The sequence below is a fragment of the Bacillus sp. N1(2025) genome, assembly GCF_053470005.1.
In genome coordinates this window covers 351,603-367,439 of sequence record NZ_JBLTJB010000003.1, presented here as the reverse complement: position 1 = coordinate 367,439, position 15,837 = coordinate 351,603, and the positions used below count along the sequence as shown (strand labels likewise).

Below are 15,837 nucleotides of genomic sequence, written 5' to 3'. Positions count from 1 at the left end.
CTTCGAACATAAGTATATCAAATAATTTGACGAAATTTGTCTAAATGTGAAAAATATTATCACAACAAAAAGGCCTTTCCAGAGAAAGGAAAGGCCGCTTTGTCTTCTATTCAAGTTCCCGTTTCAGCTCGCTTTTGATTTCATGAATCCGCTGCATCTTGTTGCTCCAGCAGTCTTCGCTTAAATCGACCGGATATTCTTCCGGCTTGCTGATCCGTTTGTATTCCTCCCACAGAAGTTTGAGGTTATCCTGCACGTATTGCTGGATGTCGGTAATTTCGGGATTATCATAGCATAAAACGCCGTTTTCAAAGATCGGCTCATGCAAGTCTTTCGCATAGAAGTCAGTGACGAATTTGCTGACGAACGTGTGGACGGGATGGAACATTTTTAAGCGTTTCTGATCATTTACCCGCTCGTCATAAAGCGCGATATAATCACCTTCCGAGTGGTGATTCAGCTTGTTGATAATCCGGTATACTCTCTTTCTTCCCGGCGTTGTCACTTTTTCAGGGTTTGACGAAATTTTAATGGTGTCAGTCAGTTTGCCGTCCTCTTCAATGGCGACAAGCTTGTAAACCGCGCCGAGGGCCGGCTGATCGTATGCGGTAATCAGCTTCGTGCCGATGCCCCACGTATCGATTTTCGCTCCTTGGGATTTCAGATTTAATATCGTGTGCTCGTCAAGATCGCTTGAAGCAATGACCTTTGCGTCTGTAAAACCCGCTTCATCAAGCATTTCACGCGCTTTTTTTGACAGGTACGCCAAGTCCCCGCTGTCCAAGCGGATGCCGATGAAGTTGATCCGGTCGCCGAATTCCTTTGCGACTTTAATCGCATTCGGCATGCCCGAACGGATCGTATCGTACGTATCTACGAGAAATACGCAGTCTTTGTGGGTCTCCGCATATTTCTTAAATGCCGTATATTCATCGCGGTACGCTTGTACGAGCGCATGAGCGTGCGTGCCGGATACCGGTATATTAAAACGCTTTCCGGCTCTTACATTACTCGTTGCGCTGAAGCCGCCGATCAGAGCCGCTCTCGCTCCCCACATAGCCGCATCCATTTCATGGGCGCGCCGCGTTCCGAATTCGAGGGCGTCTTCGTCACCGACAACGCCTTTAATGCGGGCCGCTTTCGTGGCGATTAATGTTTGGTAATTCACAATGTTAAGCAGAGCCGTCTCAATCAGCTGGGCTTCGATCAGGGGCGCTTCGACCCGCATAATCGGTTCGTTGTTAAAAACGAGCTCGCCTTCTTTCATGCTGTAAAGAGATCCGGTAAAAGAAAGATCCCGTAAATAATCAATGAAATCATCAGCATAGTGCAATTCCGTTTTTAAATAATTCAGATCGCTGTCGGTAAATTTGAAGTTCTCCAAGTATTCGATTGCTTTTTCTAAGCCCGCAAATACCGCATAGCCGTTTTCAAAGGGAAGCTTTCTGAAAAAAAGCTCAAAAATCGCTTTTTTCTCATGAATGCCGTCTCTCCAGTACGTTTCGGCCATATTAATTTGATAAAGATCTGTATGTAAAGACAAACTGTCGTCTTTAAAACCATGCTCCACCAAAATTATTTTCCCCTTCCTTACTCTGCCACTTGCGCTCCGATGCTGTTCTTAAAATGGGACAGGGCCCATTCATGCCCTTCCGGATTAAAGCTGGCCACAGCGTTTTGATGAATGACGATCTGAAAGCCCTTGTTGTAGGCGTCAACCGCCGTGTGAAGAACGCAGATGTCCGTGCACAGGCCCGCAAGATGCAGCTCAGTGATCTGCCGTTCCCGCAGTTTCAGCTCTAAATCCGTTCCCGCAAAAGCAGAATATCTCGTTTTTTCCATATAATTTACGTTTTTTGCGTGTTTATGTTTCTCATAAAGAGGCGATAGCCTTCCGTACAGCTCTTTGCCCTCCGTGCCGTTAATATTATGCGGAGGAAACAGGCGTGTCTCGGGATGAAAATCATCGTCTGCATCATGCGAATCTACCGCAAAGACAACGTAATCACCGTTTTCTATAAATGCTTGCGTCAAACTGACAATCGTATCTTCAATCTGTCTCGCGGGTTCTCCGCAGGTTAATGCCCCGTTCTCTGCTGCAAAATCATTCGTATAATCAATGCATATAAATGCTTTTTTCATAGCCGGCCTCCCCGCCATTCATATGAAAACCATTATATCCTATCTCCACTTGTAAGTGAATTGGCATTGTAAAATGACAAACGGTGTTTTGCCCTTTTAAGATTTCAGGAGTGAGCGCTGAAAAATGTCATCCTGTACGTAAATGCCGTCAAGGTTCACGGCATAATCGGCGGCAAAAACCAGGCCGAGCGGCGTTTCGAATTGAAGGTCCGATATGACGGAGCTTCGGACACCGGCAAGTGCGGCAAGCTTCATATATGGTGAATAAGCATGATACGGGAGCCTTCCGTTTATATAGAGCACCGCGTCTTTTCGGCTTTTCAGCGCCTGTTTCACTTCTTCATACGGCTGCTTTTGCAGCACCTGCCCCTTCGTCAGGGCAATGATGACTCTTTCACGGAGCGAGCCTAAAAATAAATGGCGTTCATCCGGTTTCGTCTGCAGAGGGCCGTACATCCCCTGCTGTAAATAAAGGTCAACCGTTTTGTCGCTCATCGGCCTGTCCCTCCTCAGCTTGTTTTACAATTATCTCCCCGGACGGGACGCGGTAAACCGCTTCGTTACATTTCAGCCACCCAATGGGAGATCTTGCCGGCGAGCTCTCCCGCGGGCTCTTCTTCAATCAGCTTGCTGAATGATTGTAAAAGCCGCTGCGCCAGCGCCTTTTTCTCTTCCTCATAGGAAATGATCGTGCTCCACTCAAGTTCCGGAACGGCTACAAGGGTATGCTGTTCTTTTTTATTTTCATGCAGATATACATCACCGATCATTCCGGACTGCACGGTAATATTCGCTTTTCTGATTTTCATAAAAATTCCCCTTTTATAAAGACTGATTCTATTATACTACAAAAAAGCGACAGCCTCCTAAAAGGAGGCTGTCACGCGTTGAACCAATCAGGTTCGTCAAACACATCGATGTCTTCAAAGCGCGTTTTGCTGAATTTATTAGTGACTTTGACAAAATCTCCGGAATGAAACGCCCCTGCCCCCGCGCCTGAGTGGTCAACGGCTTTGGGAGAAATGGCAAACACGTCACCGAAGCTCGCCGCAGCGTCTCCGGCTAAACTCATAATATAAATCGGTCCCACAATTGCAGGCATACCCACACCTCCGCTTTTCTTTACAGCATTTTATGCGCTGCATCGGGAGTTGTGCCCGTTTTTATTTCGGCTTGCGGCTGTCTTCGAGCTTTGACCGCTGACGAAGTTTGATAAGCCGGACGATATTTAAGACGAAAGCTTTTAAAACCGCGTAAACCGGCACGGCCAGAATCATTGCGAGAATGCCGCCGAAACTGCCCGCTCCGATAAGCAGAAGAATAATGGTGAGCGGGTGGGTATTGAGCCGTTTCCCGATGACAAGCGGAGAAAGCAGGTTCCCGTCAAGCTGCTGGACGACAACGACAACAATAACGGCAAACAGCGCCTTAGCCGGCGAATCCATAAACGCGATAATCACCGCGGGCGCCGCCCCGAGAAACGGCCCCAGGTACGGAATGATATTGGTGACGGCGATCACCATCCCGAGAATTAACGCATACTGCAGGCCGATGATCCAATATCCGATAAAGCATGCCGTTCCGACAAAGAGACAAATCAGCAGCTGGCCTTGGAAATAGGCGGCCAATGTGACATATAAGTCGTTAAATATTTTCCTGCCTTCCGCCCGGTAGGAAGAAGGCAGGATTTTGACCGCCAAGAGCGGAAACCGCCGGCCGTCCTTCAGCATATAAAACAAAATGAACGGAACGGTGATCACGACAAGCGTGATATTCGTAACGACGCCGAACACGGCCGACAGGCTTGCCGTAATATTTTGCGGAAGGCTTTGTAAAAATCCCGTCAGAGACTGCTGGATTTTTTCTATCGACACATAATCCTGCGTCATCATCCACGTAAACCATTTGGAATGGGATAATTGCGCCGTCAAGACTTGAATCTGATGAATGTAATCAGGGAAATTGTTAATCAGCCCCGTGACCTGGGAAGCCACAATCGGTCCGATGGCGGTGAACATAAAGGCAATCAGGCCGATGAAAACGAGATAAATGAGCAGGATCGCCAATGTCCGGGGGATTTTTTTCTCAAGCAGGCGCACGATCGGATTAAAAATAAAAAACAAAATGCCCGAGATCAAAATCGGAAAAAACAGAGTGGTGATAAAACCGAAAAACGGCTGAAAAATAAACGAGACTTTCGTTGATACGTAAATAATGAGCAAAACGAGCAAAATTTGCAGCGTCCAAAAATGGACCTTTGATTTCAACAAGCGGTTTCCTCCTATTGTCATGTGAACTTGTACTGTGATTGTACCAAAAAAAGCCGCCGTGCATCTATGTATCTCAAAAAGAAGACGCACCGGGGTTCTATAGGGCCGCCTCCGGTTTGCGCCTTATTCGGGCTGTTACACGCGTTCGGTATAATCAGGCATGACGGAAACCACATGGCGGTTTCTGATATAAAATATACGGTCATGCGTTTCTTCAATGGCGATGTGATCCGGAGTGGCATCAATCAGCCGTCCTCTGATAATGCGTCTGACGGTTTGAATAATAAACCTTGAGCCGATAAGCTTATGGATGGTCTGATAAACGTAAGGGTCCACTAACGAGACGATTTGCGGGCTTCCTTGATGGGCCATTTTCGCTGATCCCCTTTACTATGTTTTCCTTCAGCATATGCAGCGGACAAAGGCTTTGACACAGTACGTCTATCGGAGCGGAAAAGGTGTTAGTGAGCATGCGGAGTTATGTAAGCGGAAAAGGCCGCATGAGTGGCCTAGACTGAGCTTCTTATGGGATATTGGGCTTGGTCAATTAACTGATCAAGCTTTTGGATTTGTTTGAGCGCGGCCGTGTGATCCATTTGGCGGTAATGGTGATGTCCGCCGGGTTCTTCATCGAGTTCATCCGCTTGTTTCACGATTTGCTGGAGCGTATTCTTGTCCAGTTCGCCTTCAGGCAGATAGGAATCGGTGTGAAGCAGAATCGCCAGCGCAATGTCCTTCGCCGCTTTCGGTTCTTCACCGAGCCGGATGAGCAGCTTATGCGCCCGTTCCGCGCCTTTAATGGCATGGATATCGTTTCTTCTGTACTTTTCATAATCCCATTTGCCGTCTGTGTACCATTCATAATGGCCGACGTCATGCAGTAAAGCCGCTTTCGCCGCAAGATCCGGGCTGACACCTGCTTTTACGGCAAGACGGTATGCATGAAACGCGCAGGCGATCGCATGGGCGACACCGGAACGCTGTAAATACTTTTGTGCGATTGGATGGGTGAAGACATCCATTAACGTTACATTTCTCATGGAAACCCCTCCTTATTTATATTTTTAGAATCCTAACATAAATCGAGAAGAAACTCAATTCATCTGATACATTTCTTATACCCCTTATACGTTGTTTCATTCATCATATGCCGCCGGACTCCGAAGTGATTGTACAAACAAAAAAGAGCAGCGTGAACGCTGCTCTACAAAAATTCTTTGATATCGTATATCCGTCCGTTTTCCGGCTCGCCCGCGATCAGTGAGTGAATGACGCCGGCGATGTATTCAGGACTTCTGAGGTTTTTCGTTTCTTTCAGATTGCGGAACCGTTCGATGTCATGGAAATCTTCTTTTGACGAAGAACGGATGACAGCCTGCATGTCTGTATCCATCACTCCCGGCGAGAATGATATCATGCGGACCGGCAGCTCTTCATCTTCCTGTTCAAACCCGAATGTTCTCGTAAACATCTCAAGCCCCGCTTTTGAGCTGCAATACGCGCTCCAGCCTTTATAAGGATTTTTCGCCGCGCCCGATGTGATGTTGACAATTGTTTTGCTGCCGCTGAACGCTTCGAAACGCTTTGTGAACATTTGGCTGAGCAAAACGGGCGCCGTCAGATTAAGGGTGTAATGGCGGTTCAATTCTTCGGCGGAAGCCTCTTTCGCCCGCTTGATCGGTTCCACCATTCCGGCATTGTTGATCAGTGTGACGGCGGAGTACCCCTTCTCCTCTGCTTGATCAAGAATCGCCTTCATCTGCCGCCCGGTATCTGCCAGGTCGGTTAGATCAACACTGTATTCTGTCAGTCCCTCGCGCTTTTCCCCGCTTATCGTTCTTGAAAGCGCGGCGACTTCGGCTCCTTCTTGAAGCGCCTGTTCCGTAAGCGCCCGGCCCAAGCCTTTTGACGCGCCTGTTATAAGAAAAAACTGCATGAAACTCCTCCTTTTTTTCTTATTTTACGGGCTGTCTTCCCGCAAACACAAGCGATCCGTTTACCGCTTTGCCTTTTCCTGCGCCGTGACTTTCGGGATCAGATAGATCATGGCCGCAATCCCGAGGAGTATCAAGACGGCATAAATGACAGGCAGCAGAAAAGAAGTCTTTTTCTCTTCCGTTTCCATATCTGCCGAGGTACGCCTCACCGCCGGCTCGGCAAATGTGATACCCAGTTTTTTCGATTGCGCTTTGATCGTATTCGGCTCCGTGTCTGACGATGTAAACAAATTTGATATCAGTTTGTCATCCGGGTTTTCGGCCGGCTGATCAAAGGTGATATCCTTCTGTTCTTTCGGAAGCGCCGTTTTTTCCTCAGAGTAGGCATCGTCGTGCAGGTAATCCGTACGAATTTCAATGTCTTTCTTTTCATATTCATTCGGCTTGACATCAGTATTTTCCTCATTCGCGGCTGCGGCTTGGGGAAGGAAAAGGAAAAAGGAGAGAGCAAACAGCAGCAATCCTTTTTCCATGAACGTGTTACGCCTCATAAGACTGATCACTTTCCTCCGTTTTTTCCGCAAACAGCCGAATGACGAGCGGAAGCGCCGCCGCAATCAGCGTAATGATCGCAAGAACCGTTACCCCCATCGCAAACAGATGGCCCGTTCCGTATTGAATATCGATATAGACTTTCGAAACCGGACTGTCAAAGGTGAAGTTCGGCATAATCAGGTCGATCAAAGGCGCCACATAAAAGAGAATGAGCGCTGATGATGCGATCCATCCGGTAATCGAGCTGAAGACAAAGGCTGCCCGGATAAAAGCTGAACTCGCCGCAAGCAAGAGAATCGTAAAGACTGACCATTTAATCGTCTGATCGTCCGGAAGCGAGTAGATATTCAGACCGAACAGACTGATCATCAATCCGACCATAATGTTTAAAATCCCAAAGAGCGCGCCTTTGACAAGAAGCGGCGCCTGCTGATAATACGAGCTGAAATAGCCGATCAGAAGACTGCTGATCAGGACGATCACCAAAATGACGACCGGCGGAACATTCTGAACCCGGTCTTCCGGCACCTCTCCGCTGATTTTAAGCGGGTTGGCGAGATAATCATAAACGTAGCCGTTTTCCTGTCCGTCAACGAGCGCGTTCCCTAAAATGCCGTACACGTCATTTCTGATCAATTTCGTGGAATCGACGTTTTTGCCCCAGTTGCTGTTCAGGGTGTCCGCTTTTTGCTGGACGTCATTTACGCTTTGCTGCATATTGTCGGTATAGCTGATGATGCCGGACTGGCGTTCTGACAGATGGCCCATCGTGTCAGACATTTGCAGGACTTCGCGGCCGACGGTATCCTGAGCGCCGAGCGCCATCGTTCCGGTTAATCCGTCTCCGCTGAACGCGGCCGCTTCCTGCACGGCACCTTCAGCCAGCTGATCGGATGCTTTCGCCGCGCTGTCTGAAATGCTGGCGAGCTCATCGAGCACCCCGGCTTGTTCATCTCTGATATAGGTACTGTAGTTATCCGAGAATTCGGTCATGCCTTTAATGAAATTGCTGATGTCTTCATCTGTCTGCATCTTGTTATTTTTCAGGTTTTCCCAGCTTGCCGTTTCCACCGGTTTGATGGCGAGAACGGTTTGAACTTCGCCTTGCTGGGCTTTCAGCACCCTGTTTTTCACATCAGGCAGCGAGCCCGCGTCAAGAGAGTGATAGAGTGTCGCCTCATACAGAGATAAATCATTATAGTAACTCATTAAATCTGATATCTTTTTTGTATTAATGTCAGCGGCAAATATCTGTTCAAGAGCAGATTTGCGGCCGCTATCCAATGACGGGTAGTTCAAAATGTTCTGTTCTGTTCTTACAATCAATCTGTAAACGGTATTGAAGTCTTGTTTTCTCGTTTCTTCTAATTCTTCCAGATTTTCCTTTAATTTGTCTGCCCGTTTTTCAACTTCGGCAATCTGGTCTTTAAGGCCTTGGATTTCTTCATCAAGAGCATCAAGACGTTTTTTCAGTTCTTCATTATGAGTCTGCTGTTTCTCTTCCAGCTCTTTTTCAATTTGCTGAATGCGCTCTGCGGCTTGGTTCAGCCTTTCTTTCGCCTCAGATATGTCCGTGCCGCCGTCCCCTTCAGAATCGTTTGGATCGTCCGCCGGCTCATCAGCAGGCGGAGTGACGTTTTTAGCGGCAGTGGCGGTCTGGACGGTTTTTGGCTCCTGATCACCTGTGTTATCGGAAGCAGGCTGCTGATCTTTTGTGCCGTCTTCCGTTTTTCCGCCTTCTCCGGGATTCGTTCCGTTATTCGGATCGGTATCGCCGGAGTTTTCACCGTCATCACCTTGGCCCGGTTTTTCAGGGGCCGGATTTTCTTTTTCCGGTTCTTTTAATCCGTCAGAAATGTGATTGATTTCAGCGGAGATGCGCTTTAATTCGTCACGCTGATCGTCTAGGTCAATTTTCAGATCGCCGGGTTTTTCTTCTTCCGGTTTTTCTTCTTCTTTCGGTTCATCCGAGCCGTCATCCCCCGGGTCCTTTTCCGGAACGGTTAATGCTGGCCGATCCCTTTTCATAAGGGTTTGGATGCTGTTCAGTGTTTCAAATCTTGCTTGGGCTTTATATTGAGTCAAAAAATTGTTCAGTAAATTGGATTGAATATCTGCCATCCCGTGTTCCTGCTCAGGAACCTGCGCTTCTCTCACCTGTTTGGCGGCAAGAAGAGCCGATCCTGTCTGGTCAAGCTGTGTCTGCGCCTGGTTTATGCCTGAAGACAGCCCGCTCATCATCGTGCTGAACTGGTTGGCGGCCTGCTGTGCTTTAATGGCATTCAGTCCGGTTGTGATTTGCTTTTGATTTTGTTCCTGCGCGGCCATCAGCAGTTTTTTCTGATTTTCTTGATATTGTTTATAGCGCTCGACCGTATCGGCAAAGTCTTTGAGCGTGGTTTTGGCTTCATCTGCCGAAGTCAATTTTTCTTTTGCCGCGCCTTGCGCTTCATTCATTGATTTTTTCAGTTCGTCAATCAGGTCTTTTTGCCGCTTGATTTCACCTGCCAAGTCATTGGAGCTCGGCTTGTAAAAGTTGTACATGACGTTTTGAAACTCTGATTCTTTATTGACGATCTTGTCAAAATCGCCTCGGACATTGTTCACTTTTTGTGAGACGAAATTCCAATATAATGCCGACATTTTTTTGTTCATTGATTTTTGGGCGTCTTCTAGCTCACGCTGCACCTTTTCTTTGTTGACGGCGTTCAGGTTGCTTTGAATATTGAATGTCAGCGTGGCTTTTTGCGGACGCTCCTTGTCATAGCTTAAGATATCTTTTGAAAAATCGGATGGAATGTAAACGACGGCGTCATACTTCTTAGCCGCCAGGCCGTTTTCAGCCGCGCTCCTGTTGACAACCGTCCATGAATAATCCGGACGGCCGCCGAGAGCGGCCGCTACTTCTTTGCCGAAATGGACGGATTCCTCTTCCTCATTTTCATCTGTTTGTAAGCCCATGTCTTCATTCACGACTGCGATTTGGCGGGTGGCGTTGATTTTTTGTTTTCCCGGGTCATCGCCGATAAACCGGAAAAACAGCACCGGCAGCAGCAGAATGATGACGACCGCGGCTATTAATTTGATCAGGCTTTTTCGTTGTTCAGTCATCTGACGGCCTCCCTTTCCGCTGAACATAAAGGTATTTGGATTTTTTGCTCCTTCCCGTTTTCAACCAAATAGCCGAAGCCCGGCTGAATGTCCGGTTCCTGCCTTTGGTAAGGCAGCGGAATGACATTTTGTTCGGATTTTTTCACAAGCAGCATTGCGTGGCGGATCTGTTTCATTTCCGTCGTTAAGGAATCATAGCCTTTTGAGAATTCGCTGTGATTGCCCGCCGGGATAAAACTGAAGCCCACATGCGCGTACGATTTCATAAACATCGCCAGCTTGTCCTGAATGGCGGTGTCGATCGTCTGCTGGAATCTTGTAATGCCGTCGGCCATTAACACGACCGGAGAGAAACTGAGTTTGTGCACATCGCCATTTTTGACGGCCTGCGCATACTGAGCTTCGCGCTCCGTGAAAATGGCTTCTGCCGTTTCGATCCACTGCCGGACGTCTTCTTTTGTATCCAGATAGCTGATCTTTGTTTCCTGCGCATACTGCGACAGTCCGCGGTCAATCGAGTCAAACAGCCCGACCCGTTCCGTACCTTCACGCAGCAGGTGATTCAGCATCACTTTCAGAATGTTTGTTTTTCCACGCTGTGTCTGGCCCAAAATAAGACAATGCTTATTTTTGCCCAGATCAAAGTACACAGGGCTGACCTTTTCCTCATGAAGCCCGACAGGAATGCGGAACGGTTCTTGATCCGGGCCGAGACGGAGTGAAAATTCGCCGGCCGTCAGCCTATCCGGAAGCATCGGAATCGGGTCTGGGCCGGCTGTTCCGGCGTGGCGCTCAGCTAAAGCTTTGACATCATCTTTCAGCGACTGGAACATCTCGAGGTCATTTTCCGCTTCAGCCGGAAGAAACATTTGCGCGAAATACAGTTCTTCTTTTTGGATCATGACGCGGCCCGGGATCGGTTCGAGACTGAACGGCGGACGCCCGTAAATGGAGTATCCTTCTGACTGATCCATTAAATAATGGACGACTTTCGTTTTTATGTTGTTTAACAGCGACTGGCGGACAGCGTTTACCCTCGTTGCGGTCAGCAGGAAGTAAATGCCTAAGCTTTGCCCGTCGCGTGAAATCTGGATAAATTCCGTTTCTAATTCATGCATTTCATCTTTTACAATGTCGAAATTGTCAATTGTGATAAATATAAACGGCAGCTCTTCTTCACTGAGCGAATTGTACATTTTGATATGGCTGACTTCTTTTTCTCTGAACAGCCGTTTCCGCCGCTCGATTTCTTCCTTGATGCGGATCATGAATTTTTCGATCTTTCTCATTTGATCCATTAAGAAATAGTCTGCGGTGTGCGGAAGCTTTGCCAATGGCAGAAGCGTGCCGTTTCCGAAATCAAAGATGTACATATGAAGCTCTTCCGGCGTGTATCCTTCCGCGAAGTTCATCAGGAAGGTGATGGCAGCCACTGACTTGCCGTAGCCGGATGAGCCGAAAATGCCGATGTTGCCGTCATCCATCATCGTATAAGCGAGAGGCGCCTGTCTTTGCTGATCAGGCTCATCAACGCAGGCGATAAAGAAGCGGTCTTTTTCCTGCGCGGGGTAAATCGTGCGCGGGATACGTTCGGCAAGCGGCGGAAGCCACGGGCTCGGCAGCTTTTCAATGCCCATTTCATTTTGAATCCGCTCGATTTCTTCGACTACGGCTTCTATTTCTGCCGGGGCGTCTTTTTTCGCCGCATCATCCGCGTCCACCTCAGACAGCGGAATTAAGCCGGTGTCGGTAACGATGGCAATGTCATCCTCGGTGCCGTATACATCTTCCATGTAAGGGGCGCCGCTCCAGGCAGACTGGAACTGCTCATACACTTCGTTATTTCCGACTTGCAAGTAGCCGCGTCCGGTGACCGTAATATTCGCCGCATCACTGTTTTTCAGGATTTCTTTACTGTCACTTGCATCCTGCACTTTCAGCGCGACCTTAAAGCGTGAGTTGCTCCATATTTGGTCGTCAATGATGCCGCCCGGCTTTTGCGTGGCGAGAATTAAATGCACACCAAGGCTCCGTCCGATGCGGGCCGCGCTGACAAGCTCCCTGATAAAGTCAGGCTCTTCGCTTTTCAGCTCGGCGAATTCATCTGAAATCAAAAACAGGTGCGGCATCGGAATATCCGTTTCTCCCTGTTTATACAGCTTTGTATAGTCATTGATGTGATTGACGCGATATTGATCAAACAGACGCTGCCGTTTTTTCAGCTCGCTTTTAATGGATGCAAGCGCCCTGATACTGAAGTTTCTGCTTCCTTCAATATTCGTGATGGTCCCGAGAAGGTGCGGCATCTTGCGGAACGGCTGGGCCATTCCTCCGCCCTTATAGTCAATCAGCAAAAACGCCGCTTCATGCGGGTGGAAATGAACGGCCAATGACAGGATGTACGTTTGCAGAAATTCACTTTTCCCGGAGCCGGTCGTTCCCGCCAGCAATCCGTGCGGCCCGTGCGCTTTTTCATGCAGGTTTAAATAGACGATGTCGTCTTTTCCTTTATAGCCGATCGGAACAGCCAGCGATTTTGCAGACTCACTTGTCTCCCACTTCTGCCTGATGCCGATTTCTTTTACTTCCTTCGCATGAAACAGCTCCAGAAATGAGACCGTTTCAGGAATGGAATTCGTCATTCCGACCTGATGGTGCAATGTCCGAAGCGTCCGGGAAAACCGCTCGTTGTTTGTCCGTTCGTGCCTGTCCAGCTTAAACGGGATCTGCACCGCTTTTTTCTGCTGAATGAGAATGTCTCCCTCATCTTCATTAATGTAGCGGACGAGGGTGTGAATGTTTTCTGCCAGACTTTCCTTCGTTTCCGCGGCGATGATTGCCGAGATGCCGAGATGCTCATGCCGGCCTTCGATGTATTCTAAAATGACGTGCTCTGCGATCAGCTGCTGATTTGTGATGACAAAGACAAAATGCGGCTGGAAGATCTTCTTTTCTTTATCTTCTTCCAAATCCCGCTCCCGCAGCAGCTCATAAATGGACGATAACAATTGATCGCGGGTCTGTTCATTGTAAATAAATCCTTTCGCATACATATGAGGCAGCTGAAATTGCGGCAGCCACTTCATCCATTCCCATTCCTTATATTCGTCCTCATGAAAGATAAAGACAAACCGCAGGTCATGGTAGCTGTTGAAGAACGCGAGCTGGCCGATCAGCTGGTGAATTTCATTTTTGACGATCTGGGGTTTCCCGACAAGCCCCATCGGCCCTTCTTGTAAATCAACGGTCACGGGCGCATGGCGGATATCTTTATACACACGCTGCATGTGCTGCGACTGCTCCATCAAATCATCCACATCACGGTTCGCCAGGTCTCCGCCGCTCATTGAAATCTCGTAGCTTGCCGGGACCGTTCCCGTTCCGAGCCGAAGCATCAGAAAATCCCTGCTTTCCAGCGATTTCTCCCAAATGCGGCCGCTGATTTCAGAAGTTAAATATTTCATTTTTTCAAACGGGGGAAAATGATGCGTCAGCACTTGCAGCTGTTTTTCCGACAGCGTCTGAAGCTCTTTCCGTTTGCTTTCCAAATACTGCTTGTACACACGCTCCCGTTTTTCCTCCCGTTTTTTCCGCTGGTTTTTTTCACGGAAATACTGCACGGTTGACGTAATGAGAGTCATCATAAACATCGCCAAAGAGACAAGGATGAATATGCCCCTCGGCTGTATAATGGCGACAACCCCCATTACAATCAGCATGACCAAAGGAGGCAGAATGACGAGCCACAGCCCCCGGTTATTCTGTTCGCTTTCCTGCGAGGGAAAGCTGAATGAAACGCGGTCTTCTGGAAGATCGTAGACCATGCGCGGCGTTCTTCGATATTGCGGGTATTTCTTTTTCATTTCGGTGCTTGGTTTTACCGTTTTGGTTAAACCGGTTTGAAGCTTTTCGTGATGAACGACTTCTAAAAGGTCGTCCTCCGTCAGCCTCACACGCAGAAAATTCCACAGCAGCTCATCTCCCGTCCGGAGCCTTTCGGGAGCTTCTGCAAGCTTTCCGTTCACATAAACGTCCTGGCCATCAGGGACGACAGACCAGCATCCTGCCGACTTTCGCAGATAAAAAGCCCCTGTTTGAGCGGAGGACGGCTCTTTGTATATATCCGCTTCCTCTGTTTCTGATGAGAAAACGATCTCATCCTTCCCGCCGATAAAATAGACGGAGGATTCTTCTTTGTCAGGGGTGAGCAGAAGCCGCATCGTCTCTTCTTCAATCCGGCAGGGCATTTCATTTCCTATTGTCAATTCGCCGGCACAGTTATTTCCCAGGAAAACATCATAACGATCTGTTTCTTTTCGATAAAGGGTTGCGGCGTTTTGCCGTAACGGAAGTGTGCCGACCGTGATAGTATCTTTCATATCCGGACCGATCGTAATCGGCTGAGACGGCGGGAGTTCAGACAGTTGAACCTTTTGTACGTGCTCTCGGTAAAAAACCCATAACAGACTCATATGGCGAACCTCCTGACAGCCTGATCGTTACCTGCGGCCATTTGATGTGTGCTGTTATTTTTTTTCATCTTTTTTCTCATCTTTCTTGTCGTTCTCTTTGTTATCTTTCGCTTTGTCTTGTTTGCTCTCATCCTGTCCGGCGGAAGCTTCGGCGGTGTCACCGTTTTCCTCCGCATCTTTATGCTGCTCCTCCGCCTCTTTTTTCGCCTTCGCAAGCTCGCTTTCCACGGCGTCCAGTTCTTTCTGCTTTTCGTCGTCTTTCATACTGTCATCCGCTAATAATTGCTGTTTATATTTTGTAAGTCCGAGCCAGATGTACGGGTTGTACTCAAGATTGCGGCCGATTTTGATGGCTTCTTCATTTTCCCCTCTGCCGATATCAATCCAATAAAGGAAGTGCTTCGGGTCTGATTGCAGCGTGACCAGATTCCCGATGTTTTTCCGCTGTTCTTCCCTCAGATTTTCAACTGCCACATAAGAGGAAGCAAGCTCGTACTGGACAGATTCCGGGAGGCTTTCCGCATCGTATTTAGCGAGTGTGTCAATGACTTTGCTGTACTGCTGATTTAAAAAATAGCGGTTGCTTTCCGTAATTGCCTCTTGCTTTGGCTGGGCGAAAAACAGAACGTATAAGGAGTAAAGAAGTGCCGGCACAAGGAGGACGGCAAGCGCCAGACCGGCGTATCTTTGGATTTTCCATTTCTTTTTCGGCAGTTTTATGTATGTCTTGTCCCTTTCTTCGAGGGAATCAATTGCGGTTTGAATGGTTTCTTCCAGTTCTTCAATCGTCTCCGCCTCTAGCACGCTTTTCACCTCAGGAGAGAAGTGAAGCGTCTCCTTGTACTTCAAATATTCATCGAAGGTGTACGCCCCGTCAGCTGCAAGCGCCGCACAGGCTTTAAGCTCTTTTAACACCCTTTCTCTATCTTCCTCATAAGGCGGAAGGCTCTCCTTTACGCCGTAATGAAGAAAGTAAGGCGTCAGCGCTTTATCAAACACGATATTTTCAGGGGCGGCAATCAGATTGAGACGTTTCAGCTTATGCTGTTTCACGGTTTGGACGAGACGGTAGGCAAATTGCCACCTGCTTTTTTTATCTTTTCCTTTTATATAGCGGAAAGCCTGATAAGAAGAAGGAGGTTTGATTGTGATGGTTACTTCGTCTTCTGAAACTGAGACCTCTTTTTGAAAAAAAGGATCAGCATCTTTAATCACGTTTGCTTCCAGCCCGTCAAGAAGCTTGATTTTTTCCCGCTGGAAGGTGAACGTGAAGCCTGATTCGGTTTCTTCCCGGACGGCGTCTAATTCTGTTTCTAAATAAGATCGGTTATGACCTGTCATTCCACCATG

General features: G+C 48.1%; 13 protein-coding genes. All 13 read right to left on the bottom strand.

What is annotated here, in order from left to right; genetic code table 11:
- Nucleotides 1-106: 106 nt before the first annotated feature.
- Entirely contained in the window at nucleotides 107-1,573 is a 1,467-nt protein-coding gene (locus ACNFN4_RS09615) for a nicotinate phosphoribosyltransferase (protein ID WP_014418767.1), read from the bottom strand.
- Between the two features lie 17 nt (nucleotides 1,574-1,590).
- Complete coding sequence (locus ACNFN4_RS09610) at nucleotides 1,591-2,142, bottom strand: cysteine hydrolase family protein (RefSeq protein ID WP_003152033.1); 552 nt, start codon at nucleotides 2,140-2,142, stop codon at nucleotides 1,591-1,593.
- Between the two features lie 96 nt (nucleotides 2,143-2,238).
- Nucleotides 2,239-2,637 carry a YueI family protein gene (locus ACNFN4_RS09605; RefSeq protein WP_003152031.1) on the bottom strand — a complete coding sequence of 133 codons (399 nt, stop codon included), beginning with the start codon at nucleotides 2,635-2,637 and terminating at the stop codon, nucleotides 2,239-2,241.
- Between the two features lie 65 nt (nucleotides 2,638-2,702).
- Nucleotides 2,703-2,951, bottom strand: coding sequence for a YueH family protein (locus tag ACNFN4_RS09600; RefSeq protein ID WP_003152028.1), 249 nt, complete (start codon nucleotides 2,949-2,951; stop codon nucleotides 2,703-2,705).
- Between the two features lie 71 nt (nucleotides 2,952-3,022).
- Complete coding sequence (locus ACNFN4_RS09595; RefSeq protein ID WP_007408682.1) at nucleotides 3,023-3,244, bottom strand: spore germination protein; 222 nt, start codon at nucleotides 3,242-3,244, stop codon at nucleotides 3,023-3,025.
- Between the two features lie 61 nt (nucleotides 3,245-3,305).
- A complete protein-coding gene (locus ACNFN4_RS09590) occupies nucleotides 3,306-4,412 on the bottom strand; it encodes an AI-2E family transporter (RefSeq protein ID WP_014418769.1) in 1,107 nt (368 codons plus the stop codon).
- Nucleotides 4,413-4,547: 135 nt separating this feature from the next.
- The gene (locus tag ACNFN4_RS09585; RefSeq protein ID WP_179156118.1) at nucleotides 4,548-4,784 is read right to left on the bottom strand and encodes a DUF2642 domain-containing protein; all 237 of its coding nucleotides are present in this window, start codon (nucleotides 4,782-4,784) and stop codon (nucleotides 4,548-4,550) included.
- Between the two features lie 137 nt (nucleotides 4,785-4,921).
- Nucleotides 4,922-5,452: an HD domain-containing protein gene (locus ACNFN4_RS09580; RefSeq protein ID WP_007613450.1), complete on the bottom strand. Its 531-nt coding sequence runs from the start codon at nucleotides 5,450-5,452 to the stop codon at nucleotides 4,922-4,924.
- Between the two features lie 164 nt (nucleotides 5,453-5,616).
- The gene (locus ACNFN4_RS09575; protein ID WP_021495370.1) at nucleotides 5,617-6,348 is read right to left on the bottom strand and encodes a (S)-benzoin forming benzil reductase; all 732 of its coding nucleotides are present in this window, start codon (nucleotides 6,346-6,348) and stop codon (nucleotides 5,617-5,619) included.
- A 60-nt stretch (nucleotides 6,349-6,408) separates the two neighbouring features.
- Nucleotides 6,409-6,882, bottom strand: a complete 474-nt coding sequence (gene essA / locus ACNFN4_RS09570; protein WP_021495371.1) for a type VII secretion protein EssA — start codon at nucleotides 6,880-6,882, stop codon at nucleotides 6,409-6,411.
- Between the two features lie 7 nt (nucleotides 6,883-6,889).
- On the bottom strand, nucleotides 6,890-10,015 hold the full coding sequence (gene esaA, locus ACNFN4_RS09565; protein ID WP_448200137.1) for a type VII secretion protein EsaA: 3,126 nt from the start codon (nucleotides 10,013-10,015) through the stop codon (nucleotides 6,890-6,892).
- Entirely contained in the window at nucleotides 10,012-14,487 is a 4,476-nt protein-coding gene (gene essC, locus ACNFN4_RS09560) for a type VII secretion protein EssC (protein ID WP_448200136.1), read from the bottom strand. The genes esaA and essC overlap by 4 nt, the downstream gene beginning before the upstream one ends.
- 54 nt (nucleotides 14,488-14,541) lie before the next feature.
- Nucleotides 14,542-15,828, bottom strand: coding sequence for a type VII secretion protein EssB (gene essB, locus ACNFN4_RS09555; RefSeq protein WP_448200135.1), 1,287 nt, complete (start codon nucleotides 15,826-15,828; stop codon nucleotides 14,542-14,544).
- Nucleotides 15,829-15,837 lie beyond the last annotated feature (9 nt).

What these genes read in the sequence shown, in the direction of transcription:
- ACNFN4_RS09610 (WP_003152033.1), bottom strand. Translation starts at nt 2,142, where the DNA reads ATGAAAAAAGCATTTATATGCATTGATTATACGAATGATTTTGCAGCA.
- ACNFN4_RS09605 (WP_003152031.1), bottom strand. Translation starts at nt 2,637, where the DNA reads ATGAGCGACAAAACGGTTGACCTTTATTTACAGCAGGGGATGTACGGC.
- ACNFN4_RS09600 (WP_003152028.1), bottom strand. Translation starts at nt 2,951, where the DNA reads ATGAAAATCAGAAAAGCGAATATTACCGTGCAGTCCGGAATGATCGGT.
- ACNFN4_RS09595 (WP_007408682.1), bottom strand. Translation starts at nt 3,244, where the DNA reads ATGCCTGCAATTGTGGGACCGATTTATATTATGAGTTTAGCCGGAGAC.
- ACNFN4_RS09585 (WP_179156118.1), bottom strand. Translation starts at nt 4,784, where the DNA reads ATGGCCCATCAAGGAAGCCCGCAAATCGTCTCGTTAGTGGACCCTTAC.
- ACNFN4_RS09580 (WP_007613450.1), bottom strand. Translation starts at nt 5,452, where the DNA reads ATGAGAAATGTAACGTTAATGGATGTCTTCACCCATCCAATCGCACAA.
- ACNFN4_RS09575 (WP_021495370.1), bottom strand. Translation starts at nt 6,348, where the DNA reads ATGCAGTTTTTTCTTATAACAGGCGCGTCAAAAGGCTTGGGCCGGGCG.
- essA (WP_021495371.1), bottom strand. Translation starts at nt 6,882, where the DNA reads ATGGAAAAAGGATTGCTGCTGTTTGCTCTCTCCTTTTTCCTTTTCCTT.
- esaA (WP_448200137.1), bottom strand. Translation starts at nt 10,015, where the DNA reads ATGACTGAACAACGAAAAAGCCTGATCAAATTAATAGCCGCGGTCGTC.
- essC (WP_448200136.1), bottom strand. Translation starts at nt 14,487, where the DNA reads ATGAGTCTGTTATGGGTTTTTTACCGAGAGCACGTACAAAAGGTTCAA.
- essB (WP_448200135.1), bottom strand. Translation starts at nt 15,828, where the DNA reads ATGACAGGTCATAACCGATCTTATTTAGAAACAGAATTAGACGCCGTC.